Below are 21,943 nucleotides of genomic sequence, written 5' to 3'. Positions count from 1 at the left end.
TCCGTGCGCGTCGCCTTCTCCCGTGCGCGGGAGAAGGTGGCCCGGCGTAGCCGGGTCGGATGAGGGTCCATCGACATTACGCGCAGCACTTGAACGCAGCAAAACGAAGAGCCCCGCACTTCTACGCGGACCCTCATCCGACCCTCGCTGACGCGAGGGCCACCTTCTCCCACAAGTGGGAGAAGGGACGCGCGTTCTGCATGTCTGCGCGAATATCACGGCGCGAGCTCCGCGAGCTGTCCCGGCAGCGCATAGGCCCATTTGGTAATGTCGCCGGCGCCGAGAAACACCACATAATCCCCGGGCGCGGCGATCTCGCGGATCAATCCGGGCAGCTCCTGCGGCGAAGCGAAAGCGCTCACGCGCTGCCCCTGCGCCGCGGCGGCGCGCGCCAGCGCGGGGCCGTCGACGCCCTCTATCTTGCTCTCGCCGGCCGGATAGACATCGGCGATCAGCGCGACATCTGCATCCGTGAAACAGCTCGCGAATTGATCGAACAGAGATTGCAGCCGCGTGTAGCGATGCGGCTGCATGATGGCGATCACCTTGCCCTTGGTGGAGGCGCGCGCGGCGCGCAGCACGGCGGCGATCTCGACCGGATGATGGCCGTAATCGTCGAAGATCGAAACGCCCTTCCACTCGCCCGTCTTGGTGAAGCGCCGCTTCACGCCGGCGAAGCGCGCGAGCCCGTCGCGAATCTTGTCCGCGGGAACGCCGAGCCGATGCGCCACCGCAATAGCGGCCGTGGCGTTGAGCGCATTGTGCCGTCCCGCCGCCGGCAGCAGCAGATCATCGAGCCGCGTCTCTGCGCCCGTGTCGCGATCGCGCAGCAGAACGGAAAAGCGTCCGACGCCGCCGGAAAGATCGAGATCGAACAGCCGCGCCTCGGCCTCCAGGCTCTCGCCATAGGAAATGACTCGGCGATCCTCGATCTGCGCAATGATCTCGCGCGCGGTCGGATGATCGAGACAGACGGCGGCGAAACCATAGAAGGGGAGATTTTCGATAAAGGCGCGAAAGCCCTTCTTCACGCCGTCGAAATCGCCGAAATGATCCAAATGCTCGGGATCGACATTGGTGACGATGGCGACTTCGGCGGGAAGCTTCAAGAATGTGCCGTCGCTCTCGTCCGCTTCCACCACCATCCATTCGCCGGCGCCCGGACGCGCATTCGTGCCGTATGCGTTGATGACGCCGCCATTCACCACCGTCGGATCGAGACCGCCGGAGTCGAGCAGAGTGGCGACCAGCGAAGTGGTCGTCGTCTTGCCATGCGTGCCGGCGACGGCGACGCAACGCTTGTCGCGCATCAACTCGGCGAGCATTTCCGCGCGCTTCACCACAGGCAGGCGCCGCGCGCGCGCCGCGACGAGCTCGGGATTGTCGCGCTTGATCGCGCTCGACACGACGACGACTGCGGCCTCGCCCAACCATTGCGCGTCATGGCCGACATGCACGCGCGCGCCCTTGCCGGCGAGGCGTTGCAGATTGGCGCCGTCGGCGGCGTCCGTGCCCTGCACATCATAGCCCTGCGCGAGCAGAATCTCGGCGACGCCGGACATTCCGATCCCGCCTATGCCGACGAAATGAATGGGGCCGAGACGGCGCGGCATTCTCATATAACGCTCCCCCGCGCCGGCGCGGCGCTGTGCTGCTCGCCCGCGACGGCGAGCACGAGATCGGCGAGCCGCTCGGCCGCGTCCGTGACCCCGACGCTTTTGGCCGCCTGCGCGCGTCTTTGCAATTCCGCGCTGTCCGCAGCGAGCGCCGCGATGCGCGCCGCGAGCCATTGCGGCGTGAAATCGGCTTGGCGCGCCACTTCCGCCGCGCCGGATTTCGCCAGCACTTCGGCGTTGGCCGCCTGATCCTGATCCAGCGCATGGGGCAGCGGCACCAGAATGCTCGGCCGCCCGATCGCCGCCAGTTCGGTGACGGTGGAGGCGCCGGCACGCGCGATCACGAGATGCGCATTGGCGATGCGCTCCGGCAGATCGCCGAAGAAGGGCGCGATCTGCGCGACGATTCCAGCGCGCGCATAGGCCATTGTGACGCGCGCGAGATCCTCCTCGCGCGCCTGCTGCGTCAGCTCGATGCGCTCGCGCAATTCCTTCGGCAGCGATTCGAGCGCAGCCGGAACGATGTCCGACATCACCCGCGCGCCCTGCGAACCGCCGGTGACGAGCAGCCGCAATCCGCCGTCCTCGAAGCCCGGATAGGGAAGCGCCGCGGCGGCGAGCGCGGCGGGGCGCAGCGGATTGCCGGTGACGGTGATTTTTTCCGCGAGCGCATTCGAGACGCCGGAGAGCGGAAATCCCGACGCCACTTTATCGACGCGGCCGGCGAGGAACGAATTGGCGCGGCCCATCACCGCATTGGCTTCATGCAGCACAGTCGGGATGCGCAGCAGCGAAGCCGCGAACAGCGGCGGCACGCTCGGATAGCCGCCGAAGCCGACGACGGCGAGCGGCCGTACGCGCAGCAGAAGACGCAGCGCCTGCAAGGCGCCGACGCCGAGCGTCGCAATGGCTTTCGCCTTGTCGACGACGGAGCCGCCGCGCGGCGTCGCGGAAGCGATGGCGTGCATCGCGCGCGCGGGAAATTCGCCGCCATAGCGCAGCGCGCGCTCGTCGGTGACGAGCTCCACCGCAAAGCCGCGCGCGCGCAGCGCATGAGCCAGCGCTTCCGCCGGAAAGAGATGGCCGCCGGTGCCGCCGGCGGCGAGCAGAATGGGACGCTCGCTCATGCCCGCGCCTCCATGACGCTCGCCTCGACGATGGGCTCTATATGCGGGCGCCGGCGCGTCACCGCGAGCAGAAAGCCGAAGCCGAGCGCCAGCGAGATGAGCGAGGAGCCGCCGTAGGAAATGAACGGAAGCGTCATGCCCTTCGACGGCATCAGCTGGAGATTGACCGCCATATTGATGGCGGCCTGCAGACCGAACAGCATCACGAGACCTGCGGTCGCGAAGGCGCAGAAGGCGTCCTCGTTGCGCGAGGCGGAGTAGAGCCCGCGCAGCACGATGAGGCCATAGATCGCCGCGACGCCCATGCAGACGAAGAGGCCGAACTCCTCGCCGATGACGGCGAAGATCGTGTCCGTATGCGCGTCGGGCAGAATGCGCTTCAACGTGCCCTCCCCCGGACCTTTGCCGAACCAGGAGCCGCTGATGAAGCTGTAGAGCGCTGTGTCCGCCTGGAATGTGTCGGCGACGCCTTGCCCCGCCGCTTGCGGATCGAGAAAGCGCGTCACGCGCGCGTGAACATGCGGCAGGAATTTATAGGCCGCGACCGCGCCCACGACGCCCACGCCGCCGACGCCGAAAATCCAGAGCCAATGAATGCCGGCCATGAACAAGAGCCCCGCCCAGACGAGCGAGATCAGCAAGGTCTGGCCGATATCGGGCTGCAGCACCAGCGGCGCGACAGTAACGGGCAGCAGCGCGAGGGCGAGAAGGCTGCCGGGCACGTCCTTGCGCTTGGCGCCTTCCGAAAACGCCCAGGCGGCCATGATCACAAAGGCCGGCTTCAAGAATTCGGAGGGCTGAACGCCGAAGATCCAGCGCTTGGCGCCCTTCACTTCCTGGCCGAAGAACAGCGTGCCGACGACCAGCGCGAGCGACACGATCCACAAGACGACAGCGGCGCGCCGCACATGGCGCGGCGTGAGAAACGAGACGCCGAACATCACGATGATCGCGGGCGCGAGATACAGCACCTGCCGATGCACGAAATAGAAGGTGGAAAGATGCAGCCGCTCGGCCACCGGCGGGCTGCCGGCCATTGCGAAGACGAGGCCGCAGACGATGAGCAGCGCGACGCCGGCGATCAGCCAGCGATCGATCGTCCAGGCCCAATCGGAAAAAGTGGATCGCTCCGCGCGCGAGATCATGACGTTTCTCCGGCAATGGGCGCATGGACATAGAGCTCGCGCGCGATGAGCCGAAAAGCGTTGCCGCGCGCTTCGAAATTGGCGAATTGATCGTAAGAGGCGCAGGCCGGCGAGAGCAGCACGACCGGCTCGCGCGCATCGCTGAGAGCAGCGTCCTCGGCGGCGCGCGCAATGGCGACATCGAGCGTTCCGCAATGCTCATAGAGCGCCGCGCCCTCCAGAGTGCGAGCGAAATCCTGCGCCGCCGCGCCGATGAGATAGGCTTTGCGAATGCGCGAGAAGAGTGGCCGCAGAGGCTCTATGCCGCCCTCTTTCGCCTTGCCGCCGGCGATCCAGAATATCTCGCCATAGGAGAGCAGCGCTTTCTCCGCCGCGTCAGCGTTGGTGGCTTTCGAGTCGTTGACGAAGATGATGCGGCCGCGCCGCCCCACCTCCTCCATGCGATGCGGCAGGCCGGGATAGGTGAGCAGGCCGCGCGCGATTTCTTCGCTGGATAGTCCGCAATGCCAGGCGGCGGCGGCGGCGAAGGCCGCGTTCTGCGCATTATGTGCGCCGCGCAATGCGCGCGCGCCGTCGAGATCGCCGAGCGTCTCGGTCTGTTCGGGCGCATGGCCGGCCTCGCGATAGAGCGCCTTACGCTCGGCGATGAAGAATCCCCAATCGAGCGCGCGCGCCGCCGAGACCGGATAGACGCGCTGGCCCTCGCGGCGCCGCTCCATCAGCCGCGCGCCAATCGCGTGCGAGAAAGAATCGTCGACGCCGATCAGCGCGACATCGGCGCCGGCGACGAGACGCTCCTTCACCGCCGCGTAATTCTCCATCGTTCCGTGACGATCGATGTGATCTTGCGTCAGATTGATGAGAATGCCGATGGACGGCGCGAGCGAAGGCGTCAGATCGATCTGGAAGGACGAGCATTCGATGACGTGAATGCCGGCCTCGGAAGGCGGCGAAAGATCGAGGATCGGCGTGCCGATATTGCCGCCGAGCTGCACATCCTTGCCGGCGCTGCGCAGAATATGCGCGATCAGCGCCGTCGTCGTCGATTTGCCATTGGTGCCGGTGATGGCGATGAAGGTCGCGCCCGGCGCATGACGCGCGCGCTCGCGGCAAAAAATCTCTATGTCGCCGATCACCTCCACGCCCGCTTCGCGCGCGCGCGCGACCGTCCAATGCGGCTGCGGATGCGTCAGCGGCACGCCGGGCGAAAGAATGAGCGCGGAGAATTCGCGCCAATCCGCGCGCGTCAGATCGACCAGCTCCAAGCCCTGCGCCTGCGCCTTGGCGCGGCCGGCCTCGCCATCGTCCCAGGCGGCGACGCTGGCGCCGCCCGCGAGAAGCGCGCGCGCCGTCGAGAGGCCCGAGCCGCCGAGCCCGAAGAGTGCGACCTTGCGCCCTGCGAATGTGGTCGCCGGAGTCATGCGCTCACCTCAGCTTCAGCGAGGACAGCCCGAGAAGGGCGAGCACGAAGGAGATGATCCAGAAGCGAATGACGATCTGCGGCTCGGTCCAGCCCATCTGCTCGAAGTGGTGATGGATCGGCGCCATGCGGAACACGCGCTTGCCGGTGAGCTTGAAACTCGCCACCTGCACGATGACGGAGGCGCCTTCGAGCACGAAGAGGCCGCCGATGATGACGAGCACGAACTCCTGCTTGATGGCGACCGATATGGTTCCGAGCAATCCGCCGAGCGCGAGCGAGCCGGTGTCGCCCATGAAGATCTGCGCCGGCGGCGCGTTGAACCACAGAAAGCCGAGGCCGGAGCCGATCAGCGCCGCGCAGACGATGGTCAGCTCGCCCGTGCCGGCGACGTGATTGATTCCGAGATAATCGGAGAAGATCGAATTGCCGACGAGATAGGCGATGATCGCGAAGGCGCCGGCCGCGATCATCGACGGCACGATGGCGAGGCCGTCGAGACCATCGGTGAGATTGACGCAATTGCCCGCCGCCACGATGACGAAGGCGCCGAAGGGAATGAACAGCCAGCCGAGCGAGAAGGCGTAGCCTTTGAGCAGCGGCAGAGCGAGCTTGGACATATTGTCGCCGCCGACCGTCGTGAACGCATAGCAGGCGAGGCCGGCGACCGCGAACTCGAGCGCGAGCCGCGCCTTGCCGGAAAAGCCTTTGTGCGATTGCTTCGTCACCTTCAGATAATCGTCGTAGAAGCCGATCGCGCCGAAGGAGGCCGTCACCAATATGACGATCCACACATAAGAGTTTTTCAGATTCGCCCAGAGGAGAGTGGCGACGAGCAGACCCGAGAGGATCATCAGCCCGCCCATGGTCGGCGTGCCTTTTTTGGTGAGCAGATGCGAGGCCGGTCCGTCCTCGCGAATGGGCTGGCCCTTGCCCTGCTTGATGCGCAGCGCATCGATGATGGCGGGGCCGAAGAAGAAGACGAAGAACAGCGCCGTCGCCGCCGCGCCGGCGGCGCGGAAGGTGATGTAGCGGAAGAGGTTCAGCGGACCGAAGAGATGCGAGAAGTCCGCGAGCAGCGTCAGCATTCGTCTTTTCCTTTACGAGGCCGCTTCGGTTTCGGCCGGGAATTTCGTTCTGATCGCCTCGACGATGCGCGCCATGCGCGAGCCGTTCGAGCCCTTGATCATGACCACATCGCCCGGCTCCAGCGCGGAGAGAACCGCGTCCTCGAGCTCGGCGGCGTTGGCGCGATGCGCGCCGCGCATATGCTCGGGCGCCGCGTAGAAGAGCCGCGCCATCAGCGGGCCGGCGGTGAAGAGAAGATCGACGCTGGCCGCCTCCAGGTCTTTGGCGAGGCCGGCGTGCAATTCGCCGGCGCTCGGCCCGAGCTCCAGCATATCGCCGAGCACGGCGACGCGTCGCCGCGCGCTTCTCTCCGCGCCGAGGAGATCGAAAGCCGCGCGCATGGAGGTGGGATTGGCGTTGTAGCTCTCGTCGATGAGCGTGAGAACGCCGCCGCCGATCGCGAACGTCTCGCGACGGCCGCGTCCCCTGGGCGGTGCGAAATCGGCCAGCGTCTCCGCCGCCTCGGCGAGATCTATGCCGAAGACATGGGCGATGGTCAGCACGGCGAGCGAGTTGACCGCGAAATGCTTGCCCGGCGCGCCGATGCGATAACGCAGGCGGCGGCCGAAAATCTCCGCCTCCGCGACTTGGCTCTCGCCATCGTAGGAGAGCAGCCGCGCCTGCGCGGTCTCGCTCTCGCCGAAGGAGAAGACATGCGCGGCTCTGGAGGCGGCGGCGCCTTCCAGCAGCGTCTCATAAGTCTCGTCATCGCGATTGATGATGGCGACGCCGCCTTCGACGAGGTCGGAAAACACCTCGGACTTCGCCGCCGCTATGGCCTCGAGCGAGTCGAAATGCTCGAGATGCACGGGCGCGACGCGCGTCACCACGGCGACATGCGGCTCGACAAAGCGCACGAGCGACGCGATCTCGCCCGCGTGATTCATGCCGATCTCGAAAAGGCCGTAGCGCGCCGACGCCGGCATTCGCGCGAGCGACAGCGGCACGCCCCATTGGTTGTTGTAGGAGGCGGCCGAGGCGTGCGTCTCGCCGAAGCGCGAGAACAGCGTCTTCGCCATGTCTTTGGTCGATGTCTTGCCGACCGAGCCGGTGATCGCCGCGACATAGGCGGGCGAGCGCTCGCGCGCGCGGGCGCCGAGATATTCCAGCGACTCCTGCACATCGCGCACGACATAGAGCGGCGATAGATCGCGAAATTCGCCGGCGTGCGCGTCGTCGATCACCGCGCCCGCGGCGCCGCGCTCGAACGCCATGCGCACGAAATCATGACCGTCGCGCGCCTCGCCCTTTATGGCGAAGAAGAGATCGCCCGGCGCCAGCGTGCGCGTGTCGATGGAGACGCCATCGACGTCGCGCGGCAGGCCGCCGCTGATGCGCGCGCGCAAGGCGCCGATCAGCCCCAGTCCGGTCCATAGCGCTTGCTGTTTCATTCAAATCCCACCCTGCAAGGCCGCCTCGACCGCCGCCCGGTCGGAGAATGGCAAGACCTGATCGCCGACGATCTGGCCCGTTTCATGGCCCTTTCCGGCGACCACCAGCGCGTCGCCCTCGCGCAGCCAGGAGACCGCCGCGCGGATCGCCGCGGCGCGGTCGCCGATCTCGTGAATCTCCGCGCCCTTCGCGCCGCGCGCCGCCTCCAATATAGCGGCGCGGATCGAGGCCGGCTCCTCGCTGCGCGGATTATCGTCGGTGACGACGACCACATCCGCCGCGCGCGCCGCGATCTCGCCCATCAAGGGACGCTTGCCTCTGTCGCGATCGCCGCCGGCGCCGAAGACGACGACGAGCCGTCCTTTCGCCAGAGGGCGCACCGCCGCCAGCACCTTGTCCAGCGCATCGGGCTTATGCGCGTAATCGACGAAGACGGGCGCGCCGTCGCGCGCGCCGATGAGCTCCAGCCGTCCGGGCGCGCCGCGCAATGTCTCGAGCGCCCCGAAAACCTGCGCCGGCGCCGCGCCGCAGGCGATCGCCATGCCGGCGGCGACCAGCGCATTGGAAATTTGAAACGCGCCGGCGAGCGGCAGAGCGACGGCGAAAGTCTCGTCGCCGCAGCGCAACCGCAAGCGCGAGCCGAGTGACTGCGCATCCGCCTCGAGCAGCGCTATGCCGCGGCCCTTCTCGCCGACATCGAAGATCGTCAGCCCGCGCTTCTCACAAATATCGATCACGCGCGCCGCCACCGAACTGTCCGCGTCGATCACCGCTGTCTGGCCGGGCGCCAGCAGCGTGTCGAAGAGGCGCATCTTCGCCTCGAAATACTCTTCGAGATCGCGATGGTGATCGAGATGGTCGCGCGAGAAATTGGTGAAGGCGCCGACGGTCAGACGCACGCCGTCGAGGCGGCGCTGATCTATGCCGAGCGAGGACGCCTCCATAGCGAGATGCGTGACGCCGCGCGCGGCCAGCTCGTCGAGCGACTGATGCAGCGCCACAGGCCCTGGCGTCGTCAGCGAGCCATAATGCGCGCCGTTTTTGTCGACGATTCCGATCGTGCCGAGCGAGGCGGCGTCGCGTCCGAGCGTGAGCCAGATCTGGCGCAGGAAATCGACGACCGAGCTCTTGCCGCTGGTGCCGGTCACCGCGGCGACGATCCGCGGCTGGCGCGCGAAAAACCGCGCCGCCGCATGGGCGAGCGCCGCGCGCACATCCGCGACCACCAGCAGCGGCAGCCCGACCTCCGCCGCGCGCGGCGCGATGATGACCCGCGCGCCGCGCGCGCGCGCATCGGCGACATAAGCGAGGCCGTCGCCGGCATGGCCCGGCACGGCGAAGAAAGCATAGCCTTCGCGCACGTCGCGGCTGTCGGCGGTGACGCCGGCGATATCGAGATCGCCGAGGTTCGCCGCCGTCGCTTCGTCGAGAAGGTCGGAAAATCGCATCAATGCCCTCCCCCGCCGGGAACGGCGGGACTATTGGCCATGCCATAGCCGAGCTTGGCGAGGAGCGGGAAAGGCTGCGTCGGCAATTCGAAGCGCGGCGGCAGGCCCAGCAGCGGGCCGACGCGCTCGATGATCTGCCCTGTCACCTGGCCCGAGTTATAGGCGGCGGTGGCGTAGCCTCCGGTCTCTGGAAGGCCCTGCGGCTCGTCCATTATGGTGAGGAACAGATACTTCGGTTTGTCCGCCGGCGCCACCGCCATGAAAGTGGTGAAGAGGCGGGTCTTGGAATAATGGCCGCCGATCACCTTTTCCGCCGTTCCGGTCTTCCCGCCGACGAAATAGCCGTTGACGTTGACCTTCCTGGCGGAGCCGATCTCGGCGTTGAGGCGCATGAGATAGCGCATGGATTCGCTGGTCTCCGGCCTGATCACCTGCACGGCGCTCTTCTTGGCCTCCTCCTCGCTGCGCTTGAGGAAAGTGGGCGTCATCAGATAGCCGCCGTTCATCAGCGCGCCGACCGCCATCATCGCCTGCAGCGGCGCGACGGCGAGACCATGGCCGAAGGCGATGGTCATTGTATTCAGCTCGCCCCAATTCTTCGGCACGATCGGCTCGGCGCTCTCCGGCAGCTCGGTGCGCATGCGCGAGAGCTGGCCCATCTTGCGCAGAAACGCCTTGTGCCGCTCGACGCCCTGGCCGAGCGCCATGCGCGCCGTGCCGATGTTGGAAGAATGCGTGAACACTTCCGGCAGGGTGAGCACGCGATTGGTCGCGTGATAATCATGGATGCGGAAGCGGCCGAAATTGAGCGTGCCGCGCGCGTCGAGCCGCGAGCCGAGATTGACCTTGCCGGAGTCGAGCGCCATTGCGATGGTCAACGCCTTGAAGGTGGAGCCCATCTCATAGACGCCGACATTCATTCGATTGATATAGGCCAGATCGCGCATGTCCGGCGGCTTGTTGGGATCGTAATCGGGCAGCGAGGCGAGCGCGATCACCTCGCCCGTGTCGACGTCCATGATCGCCGCGGCGCCGGCCTTGGCCTTGAAATGCGCGACGCCTTTTTCCAGCTCGTCGCGCACCGCATGAGTCGCCTTTATGTCGATCGAGAGCGAGATGGGCTTCAGATCCTCGGGCGTCAGGCTGAAGCCGGCGTCATGCAGATCGGCGAGGCCCTGCCCGTCGATATATTTCTCGATCCCGGCGATGCCGCCATTGTCGATATTGACATAGCCGAGCACATGCGCGCCCGCCGGCCCGTTGGGATAGACGCGCTTGTTCTCCGGCGCGAGGCCGACGCCAGGCAGGCCGAGGTGAAACACCTCGTCGCGCTGCTTGGGCGTCACCGAGCGCTTCACCCACACGAAGCCCTTCTTCGAGGCGAGCTTGTCGCGCAGATCGCGGGCGTCGACATTGGGCAGAACCGCCGTGAGCAATTCCGTCGCCTCGTCCTTGTCGATGAGACGGCGCGGCTCGGCGAAAACGGAGACGGTCTTCACATCCGTCGCGAGAATTTCGCCATTGCGGTCGAGCACGTCGGGACGCGAGGCGGCGATGGTCTCGCCGGAGGCGCGGCGCATCGTCGTCGGATCGGGCTTGAAGCCGATGATGACGAGCCGCGCGCCGATGCCGACATAGAGGCAGACGAATCCGGCCGCGACCATGCGCATACGCGCGCTGGTCTTGCCGAGCGAGGTGGAGAACAGCCCGTCGAGCCGGCGGCGCAGGCCGTTCGTCGCGCCGTTCGTCGCAGTGTCGGGGGCGGTCATCGCGGCTTTCCTTTCGGCGTCGTCGGCGCTCCGCTCGCGGCCGGCGTCGTCGCCGCGCCGCCGAGGCCGAGCGCGTCCAGCTTGCGGCCGATCGAGTCGATGCGCTCGGGCTTTTCCGGCAGCGACTGCGCCATCGCGATCTGCGTCACGGCGAGCGGCTTCAAATCGAGATATTTGTCGGCGAGATCCTGCACGCGCTCGGGTCGCGTCAAAAAGGCCCATTCGGCGCGCAGCACGGCGATGCCGTCGCGCTCGCTCTTGGCCTCGCGCTTCATCTTGCTGATCTGCTCGGCGCGCAGCATGGTCTGATATTTGATCGAATAGGCGTAGAAGCCCGATCCGATCAGCGCGAGAATGGCGACGACATTGAGAAAGCGCAGCATCAGCGTCTCCCTTTGACGCGTTCCGGCAGGCGCGCGAGACGCGCCAGCGCTTCGTCCATGGCGCGCGCCGGCGCCTCCGTGCGCGTCGCATAGCGCAGCTTGGCGGAGCGCGCGCGCGGATTTGCGGCGATTTCGCGGTCCGAAGGCGTCACCGGCTGGCGCCCTTCGCTGACGAAAGTCGGCGGCGGCGGGATCGGCTCGCCCGGCAGCCTCCGCGAGCGCGTCTCGCCGCGGCCCGAGCGCTCGGCCAGGAATTGCTTCACGATGCGGTCTTCCAGCGAATGAAACGTCACCACGGCGAGCCGCCCGCCGGCTTTCAGCGCGCGCTCGGCGGCGCCCAGCGCCGCGACCAATTGGCCGAGCTCGTCATTGACGGCGATGCGCAGCGCCTGAAAGCTCTTCGTCGCCGGATGAATGTCGCCCGGCTTTCCGGGCGCGGCGCGCTCGATGATCTGCGCCAGCGCGCGCGTCGTCTCTATGCGGCCGGCCTCGCGCGCCTTCACGATGGCGCGGGCGATGCGGCGCGAGGCGCGCTCCTCGCCGTAATGATACAGAATATCGGCGAGCGCCTCTTCCTCGGCATCCGCGATAATGTCGGCGGCGCTCGGCCCGCGCCCCTCCATGCGCATGTCGAGCGGCCCGTCGTTGCGGAAGGAGAAGCCGCGCGCCGCCTCGTCGAATTGCATGGAGGAGACGCCAATATCGGCGACGACGCCGTCGAGCGGCGTGAGCTCCATGCGCTCGGCCACCTCGGCCAGCTCGGAAAAGCGCGCCTCGACCAGCGTCAGCCGCCCGCCCGCCGCCTCCACCAGAGCGTAGCCGGCGCGTATGGCGCTCGGATCGCGGTCCAGCGCCAGCACGCGCGTCCCCTCACGCGCCAGCAAGGCGCGCGTGTAGCCGCCGGCGCCGAAAGTGGCGTCGAGATAGACTCCGCCCGCACAGGGCGCGAGGGCGGCGACCGCCTCCTCGAGCAGCACGGGAACATGCCGCTCGGCGCCGCTCGTCGTCATCTCGCCTCCGATTCGAAATTTGCGTCGCATGGCCGCGCAGCGCCCGCTGGACGCGCCCGCCGCAGCCGATATTTGGCGTCGTCGCGGCCGTCCGCCGAGCCCCCGCGCGCGCGAGAAATCGCCGGCGCGCGCGAGGCGCGGGCGCGCCTTGTCCCCGAAAGACGTGTCATCGCTCTGAACAACAACGCATATCATGAAGAACCACGGGCGACGGAGCGGCGCGGGCGGCGCGGCGCTGGCGATTATTAGCCGTCGTCAGGGTTAAGGGAGCGTTGACGCGGGCGCGGGCCGCGCATCGCGCGTTAGGCAAGGCGGAGGCGGAGGTGATGAATAATGCATCCGAGCGGGGGATAGACGACCCGCTCCCTACTCCCCACTGCCCGCCCCTCACGCGATAAAATCGCCAGTCGGCCTATAAGCCGGGTTCTGTATGGCGCGGCTGGGTTTCCCCGCCCACGCGCGATGGCCATTCCTCTGGGACGACGCTTGCGCGCCGCCTCTAGCGACCAACCCGGGCGACGGCCCGGAGACGGGCCGGGAAATATCGCTATTTCCAGTCGCCCCTATTCGGTCTTGCTCCCGGCGGGGCTTGCCATGCCTCGGACGTCGCCGCCCGAGCGGTGCGCTCTTACCGCACCCTTTCACCCTTGCCGCGGGCCCGAGGGTCGCGGCGGTTTGCTTTCTGTGGCGCTTTCCCTGGGGTCGCCCCCGCCGGACATTATCCGGCGCCGTGTCTCCGTGGAGCCCGGACTTTCCTCTATCCCGAAGGACAGCGGCCATCCAGCCGACTGGCTGATGAGGGAATAGGTAGCCGAAGGGGGAAGGTCAAGACGGCCGCCGCCGCACGAGAAGGATACTCGATAGACCACTACGCGGGAGAGTGTGAGCCCCTTCGGGGTCTCGATTTCGAATGACGCAGGCGGGCCGAGGAGCGTAGACATACGTAACGCAGCGAAAAAGTTCCTGCAAATCTATCACTTACGCGCCTGTGCGACGCCGCGCCGCGCGCCTTTGCGGGGAAAATGCCGGCCTCCGGCTTGCGCCCGAGGCGACGGTGACGGCAAAAAGAGCTATCGTCCGAGCTGTCGGATAACAGGCCGGGCGCGGCCGCAGCGGAGCGACTATCCACATTGGCCACAGCGGTGAGACAGGATGTGAGACGCGTCGTCGTCTCGGGCATGGGCGCAGTTTCGGCCGCCGGCGTCGGCGCGCAGCCGCTCTGGGAAGCGGCCCGCGACGGCCAATGCCAGGTCCGTCCTCTGAAGCTCGAGCGCCCCTATGGCGGGCGCATCAAAATCGCCGCGCAAGCAATAGATTTCGACCCGCTCGCCCATCTCGAGCCCGAGATCCTGCCCTATTGCGACCCCTTCACCCAATATGCCATCGTCGCCGCCGACGAGGCCATGGCTCAGGCGGGCTTCGGCCGCAAGGATATCGCCGGGCCGCGCACGGCGGTCGTCATCGGCTCCGGCATCGGCGGCTCCAAGACGATCGATGACGAGGCCCATAAGGAATACAACTCCCGCGAGCGCGCCGATCCGCTGACCGTGCCGCGCCTCATTCCGAGCGCCGCGCCGACCATGCTCGGAATGCGCTATTCCTGCAATGGGCCCACTTTCGCCATCGCCAGCGCCTGCTCCTCGGCGAGCCAGGCGATCGGCGTCGGCCTCGAGATGATCCGCTGCGGCGCGGCCGATCGCGCCATCGTCGGCGGGGCGGAGGCGGCCGTCATCAACGGCTCGCTGCGCTCCTGGGAGGCGCTGCGCGTGCTGACGCCGGATTTCTGCCGCCCCTTCTCGGCCGGCCGCAACGGCATCGTGCTCGGCGAGGGCGCCGGAATTTTCGTGCTGGAGACCGAAGAACTCGCCCAGGCGCGCGGTCACGCGCCTTTGTGCGAGCTCGCCGGCTATGGCACGTCGAGCGACGCTTTCGATCCGCTGCGGCCCAATGTCGAGGGCCCCTCGGCCGCCATGCGGCAGGCGCTGGAGAGCGCCGGCCTCTCGCCCGACGACATCGACTATCTCAACGCCCATGGCACCGGCACCTACGCCAATGACATCACCGAGTCGGAGGCCATTCTGCGCGTCTTCGGCGAGCGCGGCGGGCGTCTGCCGGTCTCCTCGACCAAGCCGATCCACGGCCATGCGCTGGGCTCCTCCGGCGCGCTCGAGCTCGTCATCACGATCAACGCCCTGCGCGCCCAGCTCGCCCCGCCGACGATCCATTTCAAGGGCCCGGACCCCAAATGTCCGATCGACCCGGTGCCGCACGAGGCTCGCCGCGTCGCGATCCGCGCGGCCATGTCCAACTCCTTCGCCTTCGGCGGCATCAACGCCGTGCTGGTTGTGCGCCAGGCCTGACGCGTCACGCGGAGAGAAACCGCTCCGCCTCGCGCCAAAAAACCTCCGGCGCCTCGTCGGCGACGAAATGGCCGCTCTCCTCCACGATGATCGAGGAGAGCGCGCGCGCCTTCGGCCGCAGCGCCTCGGCGAGCCGCTCGCCGACGCCATGACGGCCGGCGATCGCCAGAACCGGCATATCGAGCCGGCGATCGGCCAGCGCGGCGACCGATCGCGCATCCTCCGGCAGCGCGCGATAATATTCGAAGCCCGCGGTCATGCCGCCCGGCGTCGCATAATGACGCGCGAATTCGTCGATCGCCGCCGCGCTCACCGCATCCTCGCGAAACGACCACGCCCGGATCTGCGCGGCGATATAATCGCGCTCGCGCCCTTTGGTCAGCAGTTCGGGAATCTCGCGCGCCATGTGAAATCCGTAATGCCAGGCGCCGCCGCGCCGGGCGTCCATATTCTCGGTCCCTGGAACGAGGCAATCGACCAGGACGAGCCGAGCCACTTTCTCGGGATGCAGCAGCGCCAGCATGAAGGCCGCCTTGCCGCCCATGTCATGGCCGACCACATACGCCCGCCCGCCCGCGGCGCGATCGATGAGCGCGGCGATATCCTCGGCAATTCGACGCTTGTCATAGCCGGAAGGCGGACGGTCCGATAATCCGACGCCGCGCAGATCGGGCGCGATGACGGTGAAGCGGCGCGCCAGCCGCTCCATCGTCGCGGCCCAGGCGAACCATGTTTGCGGCCATCCATGCAGCAGCACGACCGCAGGCCCGGCGCCGAGCGTGACGAAATGCAGCCGCAGCCCATCGACCTCGAGGAAGCGGCTCTCCGCGCCCGCCGGCGGCAGCCCCGCCGCGCGCGCCCGCGCCGAAATCCCCTGCGTCGCGGCCGCCCCGGCGGCGGCCAGAAATGCACGCCTGTCGATCGTCATCCTCACCTCCCGAGCCGAAACCATCGCTCGGGAGAGTTGCCGATCGCCCGCCATGCGTCTATCGACAGGAATGACAAGCTTATCATAACCAATGGTTATAGATGGACCTCGCCGCCGCGCTTCGCGCCTTCCTCCGCATCGTCGAGCGCGGCTCGATGACGGCGGCGGCCGCCGATCTCGGCGTCTCACAACCGGCCGTCAGCAAGCTGCTGCGCAATCTCGAGGCGCATGTCGGCGCGCGCCTCCTGGAACGCGGCCCACGCGCGCTGCGCCCGACGGCGCGCGGCCTCGCGCTCTATGAGGCCGCCGGCGGCCCGCTCGCAGCCATAGACGCGGCGCTCGAGAACCTGCGCGGCGAAGGCGCCGAGATCGCCGGCGAATTGCGCCTGCACGGGCCGAGCTGCATCGGCGAAGTCCATTTGCGCCGCATAGTGACCGCGTTTCAGGACGCGCATCCTCACGTCTGCGTGTCTCTTTCGCTCGAAAATCGCCCGGTCGATCTCATTTTCGAGAATATAGACGTCGCGCTGCGCATGGGCCGGCCGAGCGAGCGCTCGCTCATCCAAAAGCGCATCGGCTTCAGCCGGCGCATTCTCGTCGCTTCGCCCTCTTACCTGTCGCGCAGCGCGCCTCTGCGCGATGTCGCCGATCTTTCCGCGCATGACCTTCTCGTCACCGACGCCTCGCTGCGCAATGGCGCGCTGCGCCTGCGCAAGCGCGAGACGGCCGAAGATATTCCGGCGCGGCCCAAGCTCGTCACCAATAGCGCGCAGGTTCTCGTCTCGGCGCTGCGAGAAGGACGCGGAATCGCCACGGCGCAATTGCTGCTCGTCGCCGAGGAGCTGCGCAGCGGCGCGCTGGTCCGCGTGCTGCCCGATCACGAGATCGAGCCGAGCGAATTCTTCCTCGTCTATCCTTCGGCGCGTTTTCTACGCCCCGTCGTGCGCGCCTTCGTCGATTTCGCCGCGCCGGCCCTTCGCCGCGTCGAGGGGATTTTCTGATCCGCCGCGGCTCGCGGGAGCGTCTCGACGAAAGCGACCGCGAGGCCGACGAATTCGGCCAGCGCGGCATCGCTGCGCAGCGCCGCGGGCGCGGCCGTCGCCCAGGCTTTCATGACGCGCCCGCCGAGAATCGCCGGCGCCACATGCTCCCGCGTCGCCGCCAGCCGGGCGCCCTCCTCGCCGAGACGCAGGATGAGGCTGTCGCCCCGCACGGCGACGCACATATCGCCCTTCAGCAGGAAGCAGAGACCGCCGAACATACGGCGCGGCTCGACATCGTCGCGCGCCGCGAAGAGCGCGTGAAGTCGCGAGACGAGATCGGGATCATAAGCCATGCGCGGTCTCCTTTCGCCGCCTCGCATCGGCGACTGCGCTCCGGCGACGATGGGCCCGGCGCGCATAGACGAAAAGCTCGAAGCTCACTTCTTCCTGCAAGCCTCGACGAATTTCTCGACCTTGCCCGCGACGCCGTTCAGCGGCGCGGATTGCTTCGAGCCGCCGATCGTCACGACCAGCTTGTCGCCGCGCGCCATGGCGGCGAAGATCGGATCGTCGGCGGCGATCCGCCCCTCGAAGCTCGGAACGCCCGCCTCCTCATTCGGCGCGAGCTTTCCGGCGATCTTCGTCTGCGTCTCGCCCACGGCGAAAATCGCCGTCGCGGCCTTGCCGGCCTTCTGCTTGCCGTCGGTTTCCGAAATAAAGACCGTCACCGCGCCGCTATGCGCCTCGCAGTGAAAGCCGCCGAGCGTATCGTCGGTTTCGGGAACGCCATAGCCGAGATAGGCCATCGGCGGCTCGCCTGCGTCGAATCTATAGTCCCACACGCGCCCCTGCGCCGTAGCTGGCGACGCCGCGCCCGAGAGAGCGGCGAAGAGCGCGGCTGTCCTCGCCCGAAGCATTGCGCCGATCATCTCTCTCTCCTTTTCGAGCCATGCGGAAAGCGCGCGCGCGATCTATGATAGGCCGAGCGCAACCAAAAGAGAAAGCGACACGCCATGGCCACTGTGACATTGCTCGCCGACGACGAGCTCTCCGACGAAGCCCGCGCGGTCTTCGACGACATACGCGCGACGCGCAAAAGCGATTTCGTCAATAATTTCTGGCGCGCCCTCGCGCATGATCCGGTCACGCTGAAGCGCACATGGGAGAGCATAAAGGCGGTGATGGGCCCCGGCGCGCTCGATCCCAAAATGAAGGAAATGCTCTATATCGCCGTCTCCATCGCGCATGGCTGCTCTTACTGCATCCACTCCCACACGGCGAGCGCCCGCGCCAAGGGCATGAGCGAGGCGGAGTTCCACGAGCTTCTCGCCATCGTCGGCATGGCCTCGGAGACGAACCGCCTCGTCACCGCGCTCGGCGTCGAGGTGGATGCGGAATACGACGTGAAGTGAAGGCGAGAGCCCAAACAGCGATCGGGAGACGAGGGCATGACGATAAAGCCGGCAGCCTTCCTGCTTCACGGTTTCCTCGGCGCGGGCAAAACCACACTCGCGAAGCGACTGGAGCTGGAGCAAAATGCGCTTCGCTTCACCCATGACGAATGGATGAGCCGGCTCTACGGCGCCGACCCTCCGGAGGCCGAATTCGAGGAGCGCGCCCGCCGCGTCTACGCGGTGATGGAAGACCTTTGGACGCGCAGCATCGATCTCGGGACGAATGTCGTTCTCGATTTCGGTTTCTGGTCGCGAGCCGAGCGAACGCGCGTGCGCGAGCTTGTCGCCTCGCGCGGCGGCAAGCCGGTTCTTTGCCGCCTGAGCTGTCCCGACGATGTCGCCTGGCGGCGGATCGCGCAGCGCAACGAACAGCCGGCGGGAAGTCTCTACATCGCTCCCGCCACGTTCCGGTTGCTGAAAAGCCGGTTCGAATCGCTCGAGCCGGACGAGGATCGCGTGGAGATCGCATCGACGACCGCCGACGGGCGGAGCGCATCGCCGCCGCCGAGGCCGCCGCGCCCCGCTATATGAAGCTCATTCGCGCCCTCGTCGCCGAGGCGGGCCAGCGGCTCGACCGCGTGACCGCCGGCGATCCGACGCACGAATTCGCCGACGCGCCGACGACCGCCTGGTATTTTCTTACCGATCAAGGCCTGCTCCACATAGTCGACGCCGGCGGCAACGCCATCAGTTCCGCGGCCGCTCGACCACCGATCGCGTCTGCGAGATCGACGCGCCGTGAGCGACGGGGCGCGCGTCCGATTGGGGAACGTCGGATCGACTATCGTCGATACTGAGGCCGTGAGGAGCCTATAGCTTGTCGAGGCCGAGACGCTCCAGCTCGATGCGAAATGCGCAGCGCAGCTGCTCAGCCTCGTCCTCGGGAAGCCAATTCGCCATTTGCGGAAAAATCGTGCGATTCATCCGCGTTTCGCGATCGCCCCAAGGCGACTTCGCCTGCGCCGCCCGCACCTTGGCGAGCAGAGCGTGCAGACGCGCGCGCACCTGCGCGGGATCGGGGGTGAAGACGCCGGTATTTGGCCCTGGCTGATCGGCGAAGAGATCGCCCTGCGCGGACGCATGGCCGAAGAGATCGCCGCTCTCCTCACTCGTCGCCATGTTCCGCCGCCTCCGCCAGTCCGAGCGCCGCGTGGTCGAGCGTCGCCCCTGATATGTTCGCGAGCAAACTATCGGCGCGCGCGAAAAGATCAATCAGCTCCGCGATTCTTCCCACAAGATCGCGTAGCTCGCGCATCAGCGCGTGGTCGACCGGAAGCCGCGGCCGCTCCGGTCGGCGCAGAGATAAAGCTCGCTCTCGCTCCAGTCGCTCGCCTCCAACGTCCCCGTCGGCTCGGTCTCGATGCGCGCGACCGCGCGGCCGAGAAAGCTCGGCCCCGGCGGCCGCGCGAAAGTTTCGACCGCCCGAATTTCCCGCCCCAATCGCGCAGCCTCGACAAAGGCGCCAAGGTCGCTCGGAAAGGGAACATGAGGAAACACATCCTCCAAATCCTCTATCACCAAAAGCTCTGCGGATCGACGTCCACCGCCACGCGCACGCCGCCGCGCTCCTTGGGCGCCGCCGCCAGCATGGCGCGTAGATAGGCCTGCAGATCTGCGCTTTTGGGCGCCTTCACCAGCAGACGGAAACGATAGCGCCCGCGAATGAGCGAGATGGGCGCCTCGGCCGGGCCGAGCACCACGATCTCACCCTCCTCCGGCAGGCCGCCGGCCGGGGCGACGCGATAGCGATCGGTCGAGGGCAGCGAATGCCCCGCCCGCGCCAGAGCGCGCGCATGGGTCTCGGCGGCGCCGGCGTCCTTGGCCGAGACGATCAGCGCCGCGAGGCGCCCGAAGGGCGGCAGGCCGGCGCGCTCGCGCAATCGCGTCTCCTGCGCGTAAAAAGCCTCCGCCTCGCCGGAGAGAATGGCGCGAATGACCGGATGGTCGGCCTGCCAGCTCTGAATCAGCGCTCTGCCCGGCTTGTCGCCGCGGCCGGCGCGGCCGGTCACTTGGTTCAGCAGCTGAAAAGTGCGCTCGGCGGCGCGGGGATCGCCGCTGCCGAGCCCGCTATCGGCGTCCACCACGCCGACCAGAGTGAGAAAGGGGAAATTATGCCCCTTCGCCACCAATTGCGTGCCGATGACGATATCGAAAGCGCCCGCCGCGATCTCGGCGAGCTCGCGGCGCAAGCGCTCCTGCCCGCCCGGAAAATCCGAGGAGAGCACCAGAGTGCGGGCCTCGGGAAAGAGGATCGCGGCCTCCTCGGCGAGCCGCTCGACGCCCGGCCCGCAGGCGGTGAGCGAATCCTCCGCCTCGCATTCCGGGCAGATGTGCGGGCGGCGCTCGACATGGCCGCAATGATGGCAGACCAGCGCGCGGCGAAAGCGATGCTCGACCAGCCAGGCGTCGCAATTCTCGCAGCGGAAGCGATGGCCGCAGCTGCGGCACAGGGTCAGCGGCGCATAGCCGCGCCGATTGAGGAAGAACAGAACCTGCTCGCCGCGCGCGATCGTCTCCTGCGCCTCCGCCACCAGCCGCGGCGCGAGCCAGCGTCCGCGCTCCGGCCCATTGGCGCGCATGTCGATCGCCTCTATGCGCGGCATGGGACGGGCGTTGGCGCGGGCGGTGAGGCGCAAATAGCCATAGCGGCCGCTCTGCGCATTGACGCGCGTTTCGATGGAAGGCGTCGCCGAAGCGAGCACGATGGTCGCGCCCTCGAGCCGCGCGCGAACGACCGCCATATCGCGGGCGTGATAGGCGACGCCGTCCTCCTGCTTATAGGCCGCCTCATGCTCCTCATCGACGACGATGAGCCGCAAATTCGAGAAGGGCAGGAACAGCGCCGAGCGCGCGCCGGCGACGACCTTCACCTCGCCCATGGCGACGCCACGCCACAGCCGCGCGCGCTTGCGCTCGGAGACGCCGGAATGCCATTCGGCGGGCTTGTCCCCGAAGCGTGCGGCAAAACGCTCGAGGAATTGCGCGGTGAGCGCGATCTCCGGCATCAAGACCAGCGCCTGCCCGCCGGCGCGCAGAGCCGCCGCGACGGCCTCGAAATAGACCTCCGTCTTGCCGGCGCCGGTGACGCCCTCCAGCAGAAAGGGCCGATAGCCGCCCTGCTCCACCGCGCTCGTCAGCGCCTCGGCGCCGGCGAGCTGCTCGGCCTCCAGCGGCGCGCGCGCGAAATCGGGATCGAGCGCGCCGGCGACGGGCTCCGGCGGCAGAGCGACGGCCTCGAGCGCGCCGGCGTCGACGAGCGCATCGACGACGCCATTGGAGCAGGCCGCCGCGCGGGCGAGCTCGCCCTTGGAAAAAGTGAGGCCGCCCTCCGCCGCCTCTATGACGCGCGCCCGCGCCGCCGTCATGCGCTCGGGCGGCGGGCCGGCGAGCCGATAGCCGACGCGGGGCGTCTCCGGCGCCGCCTCCTCCACCGCGCGTGTGGCGAGGCGCAGCGCCATGCCGCGCGGCGCCAAGGTCCAGCGCGCCACCCAATCGACGAAGCCGCGCAGCGTCTCGCCGAGCGGCGGCCGGTCATATTTGGCGATGACGGATTTGAGATTGCCCGGCCCGGCGCCCCCCGCCTCCGCGACCGACCAGACGACGCCGAAGGATTTGCGCGTCGCCAGCGGGACCTCGACGCAATCTCCCGGCGAAAGCCGCAGCGCCGGCGGCGCGTAATAGGAATAGGCCATATCGACGGCCACCGGCAGCAGAATCTCGACGATCTGCGCCCCTTCCCTCGTGTCCGCCTCGCCGCTCATGGGCGCTGTCTTAAAGTGT

20 protein-coding genes and 1 other RNA gene are annotated in these 21,943 nt (G+C 67.6%); 4 read left to right on the top strand and 17 right to left on the bottom strand.

All coding sequences use genetic code 11. The features are described 5' to 3' along the window. Nucleotides 1-215: 215 nt before the first annotated feature. The 11 genes from murC to rnpB all read right to left on the bottom strand — a co-directional run bounded on the left by murC (nucleotide 216) and on the right by rnpB (nucleotide 13,230). Nucleotides 216-1,619 carry a UDP-N-acetylmuramate--L-alanine ligase gene (gene murC / locus KP010_RS12960; protein ID WP_142861944.1) on the bottom strand — a complete coding sequence of 468 codons (1,404 nt, stop codon included), beginning with the start codon at nucleotides 1,617-1,619 and terminating at the stop codon, nucleotides 216-218. Next, entirely contained in the window at nucleotides 1,616-2,743 is a 1,128-nt protein-coding gene (gene murG, locus KP010_RS12955; RefSeq protein ID WP_142861945.1) for an undecaprenyldiphospho-muramoylpentapeptide beta-N-acetylglucosaminyltransferase, read from the bottom strand. Before murG ends, murC begins: the two co-directional genes overlap by 4 nt. Next, complete coding sequence (locus KP010_RS12950) at nucleotides 2,740-3,888, bottom strand: FtsW/RodA/SpoVE family cell cycle protein (RefSeq protein ID WP_108917774.1); 1,149 nt, start codon at nucleotides 3,886-3,888, stop codon at nucleotides 2,740-2,742. The genes murG and KP010_RS12950 overlap by 4 nt, the downstream gene beginning before the upstream one ends. Then, nucleotides 3,885-5,309 (bottom strand): UDP-N-acetylmuramoyl-L-alanine--D-glutamate ligase, encoded by a 1,425-nt coding sequence (murD, locus tag KP010_RS12945; protein ID WP_142861946.1) that lies wholly within the window; start codon nucleotides 5,307-5,309, stop codon nucleotides 3,885-3,887. Before murD ends, KP010_RS12950 begins: the two co-directional genes overlap by 4 nt. A gap of 4 nt (nucleotides 5,310-5,313) precedes the next feature. After that, nucleotides 5,314-6,396 carry a phospho-N-acetylmuramoyl-pentapeptide-transferase gene (mraY, locus tag KP010_RS12940; protein ID WP_142861947.1) on the bottom strand — a complete coding sequence of 361 codons (1,083 nt, stop codon included), beginning with the start codon at nucleotides 6,394-6,396 and terminating at the stop codon, nucleotides 5,314-5,316. A 12-nt stretch (nucleotides 6,397-6,408) separates the two neighbouring features. Continuing rightward, nucleotides 6,409-7,827, bottom strand: coding sequence for a UDP-N-acetylmuramoylalanyl-D-glutamyl-2,6-diaminopimelate--D-alanyl-D-alanine ligase (locus tag KP010_RS12935; protein WP_216280934.1), 1,419 nt, complete (start codon nucleotides 7,825-7,827; stop codon nucleotides 6,409-6,411). Then, nucleotides 7,828-9,276, bottom strand: coding sequence for a UDP-N-acetylmuramoyl-L-alanyl-D-glutamate--2,6-diaminopimelate ligase (locus tag KP010_RS12930; protein ID WP_142861949.1), 1,449 nt, complete (start codon nucleotides 9,274-9,276; stop codon nucleotides 7,828-7,830). Then, nucleotides 9,276-11,045 (bottom strand): penicillin-binding protein 2, encoded by a 1,770-nt coding sequence (locus tag KP010_RS12925; RefSeq protein ID WP_142861950.1) that lies wholly within the window; start codon nucleotides 11,043-11,045, stop codon nucleotides 9,276-9,278. The genes KP010_RS12930 and KP010_RS12925 overlap by 1 nt, the downstream gene beginning before the upstream one ends. Beyond that, nucleotides 11,042-11,428 (bottom strand): hypothetical protein, encoded by a 387-nt coding sequence (locus KP010_RS12920; RefSeq protein WP_216280933.1) that lies wholly within the window; start codon nucleotides 11,426-11,428, stop codon nucleotides 11,042-11,044. Before KP010_RS12920 ends, KP010_RS12925 begins: the two co-directional genes overlap by 4 nt. Beyond that, entirely contained in the window at nucleotides 11,428-12,438 is a 1,011-nt protein-coding gene (rsmH, locus tag KP010_RS12915; protein ID WP_108917767.1) for a 16S rRNA (cytosine(1402)-N(4))-methyltransferase RsmH, read from the bottom strand. The genes KP010_RS12920 and rsmH overlap by 1 nt, the downstream gene beginning before the upstream one ends. A gap of 399 nt (nucleotides 12,439-12,837) precedes the next feature. Continuing rightward, nucleotides 12,838-13,230, bottom strand: an RNA gene (rnpB, locus tag KP010_RS12910) — RNase P RNA component class A. 338 nt (nucleotides 13,231-13,568) lie between these two features. Between rnpB and KP010_RS12905 the strand changes: the two genes are divergently transcribed. After that, nucleotides 13,569-14,798 carry a beta-ketoacyl synthase gene (locus KP010_RS12905; protein WP_142861952.1) on the top strand — a complete coding sequence of 410 codons (1,230 nt, stop codon included), beginning with the start codon at nucleotides 13,569-13,571 and terminating at the stop codon, nucleotides 14,796-14,798. A 4-nt stretch (nucleotides 14,799-14,802) separates the two neighbouring features. On the opposite strand, the gene KP010_RS12900 is transcribed toward KP010_RS12905, so the two are convergent. Then, nucleotides 14,803-15,726 (bottom strand): alpha/beta fold hydrolase, encoded by a 924-nt coding sequence (locus KP010_RS12900; RefSeq protein WP_253203621.1) that lies wholly within the window; start codon nucleotides 15,724-15,726, stop codon nucleotides 14,803-14,805. A gap of 101 nt (nucleotides 15,727-15,827) precedes the next feature. Here KP010_RS12900 and KP010_RS12895 point away from each other — a divergent pair, with 101 nt between their 5' ends. Beyond that, nucleotides 15,828-16,727 (top strand): LysR family transcriptional regulator, encoded by a 900-nt coding sequence (locus tag KP010_RS12895; protein ID WP_142861953.1) that lies wholly within the window; start codon nucleotides 15,828-15,830, stop codon nucleotides 16,725-16,727. On the opposite strand, the gene KP010_RS12890 is transcribed toward KP010_RS12895, so the two are convergent. Continuing rightward, on the bottom strand, nucleotides 16,637-17,062 hold the full coding sequence (locus tag KP010_RS12890) for a TfoX/Sxy family protein (protein WP_185966420.1): 426 nt from the start codon (nucleotides 17,060-17,062) through the stop codon (nucleotides 16,637-16,639). The two genes, KP010_RS12895 and KP010_RS12890, sit on opposite strands and share 91 nt — an antisense overlap. An 84-nt stretch (nucleotides 17,063-17,146) precedes the next feature. Continuing rightward, a complete protein-coding gene (locus tag KP010_RS12885) occupies nucleotides 17,147-17,638 on the bottom strand; it encodes a hypothetical protein (protein ID WP_246659737.1) in 492 nt (163 codons plus the stop codon). Between the two features lie 84 nt (nucleotides 17,639-17,722). Between KP010_RS12885 and KP010_RS12880 the strand changes: the two genes are divergently transcribed. Further along, complete coding sequence (locus KP010_RS12880; RefSeq protein ID WP_142861955.1) at nucleotides 17,723-18,121, top strand: carboxymuconolactone decarboxylase family protein; 399 nt, start codon at nucleotides 17,723-17,725, stop codon at nucleotides 18,119-18,121. 36 nt (nucleotides 18,122-18,157) lie between these two features. Further along, nucleotides 18,158-18,694, top strand: a complete 537-nt coding sequence (locus KP010_RS12875; RefSeq protein ID WP_142861956.1) for an AAA family ATPase — start codon at nucleotides 18,158-18,160, stop codon at nucleotides 18,692-18,694. 279 nt (nucleotides 18,695-18,973) lie between these two features. Here KP010_RS12875 and KP010_RS12870 read toward each other — a convergent pair whose 3' ends face one another. The 3 genes from KP010_RS12870 to KP010_RS12860 form a co-directional block, all read right to left on the bottom strand. Continuing rightward, nucleotides 18,974-19,282 carry a hypothetical protein gene (locus KP010_RS12870; RefSeq protein WP_142861957.1) on the bottom strand — a complete coding sequence of 103 codons (309 nt, stop codon included), beginning with the start codon at nucleotides 19,280-19,282 and terminating at the stop codon, nucleotides 18,974-18,976. 135 nt (nucleotides 19,283-19,417) lie between these two features. Beyond that, nucleotides 19,418-19,681, bottom strand: coding sequence for a hypothetical protein (locus KP010_RS12865; protein WP_185966421.1), 264 nt, complete (start codon nucleotides 19,679-19,681; stop codon nucleotides 19,418-19,420). Beyond that, nucleotides 19,678-21,924, bottom strand: a complete 2,247-nt coding sequence (locus KP010_RS12860) for a primosomal protein N' (protein WP_142861959.1) — start codon at nucleotides 21,922-21,924, stop codon at nucleotides 19,678-19,680. Before KP010_RS12860 ends, KP010_RS12865 begins: the two co-directional genes overlap by 4 nt. Nucleotides 21,925-21,943: the final 19 nt, after the last annotated feature.

The sequence above is a fragment of the Methylosinus sp. KRF6 genome (assembly GCF_018887255.1).
Classification (GTDB): Bacteria; Pseudomonadota; Alphaproteobacteria; order Rhizobiales; family Beijerinckiaceae; genus Methylosinus; species Methylosinus sporium.
The sequence above is the reverse complement of the archived record's forward strand: the minus strand, read 5'-3'. Positions and strand labels throughout refer to the sequence as shown.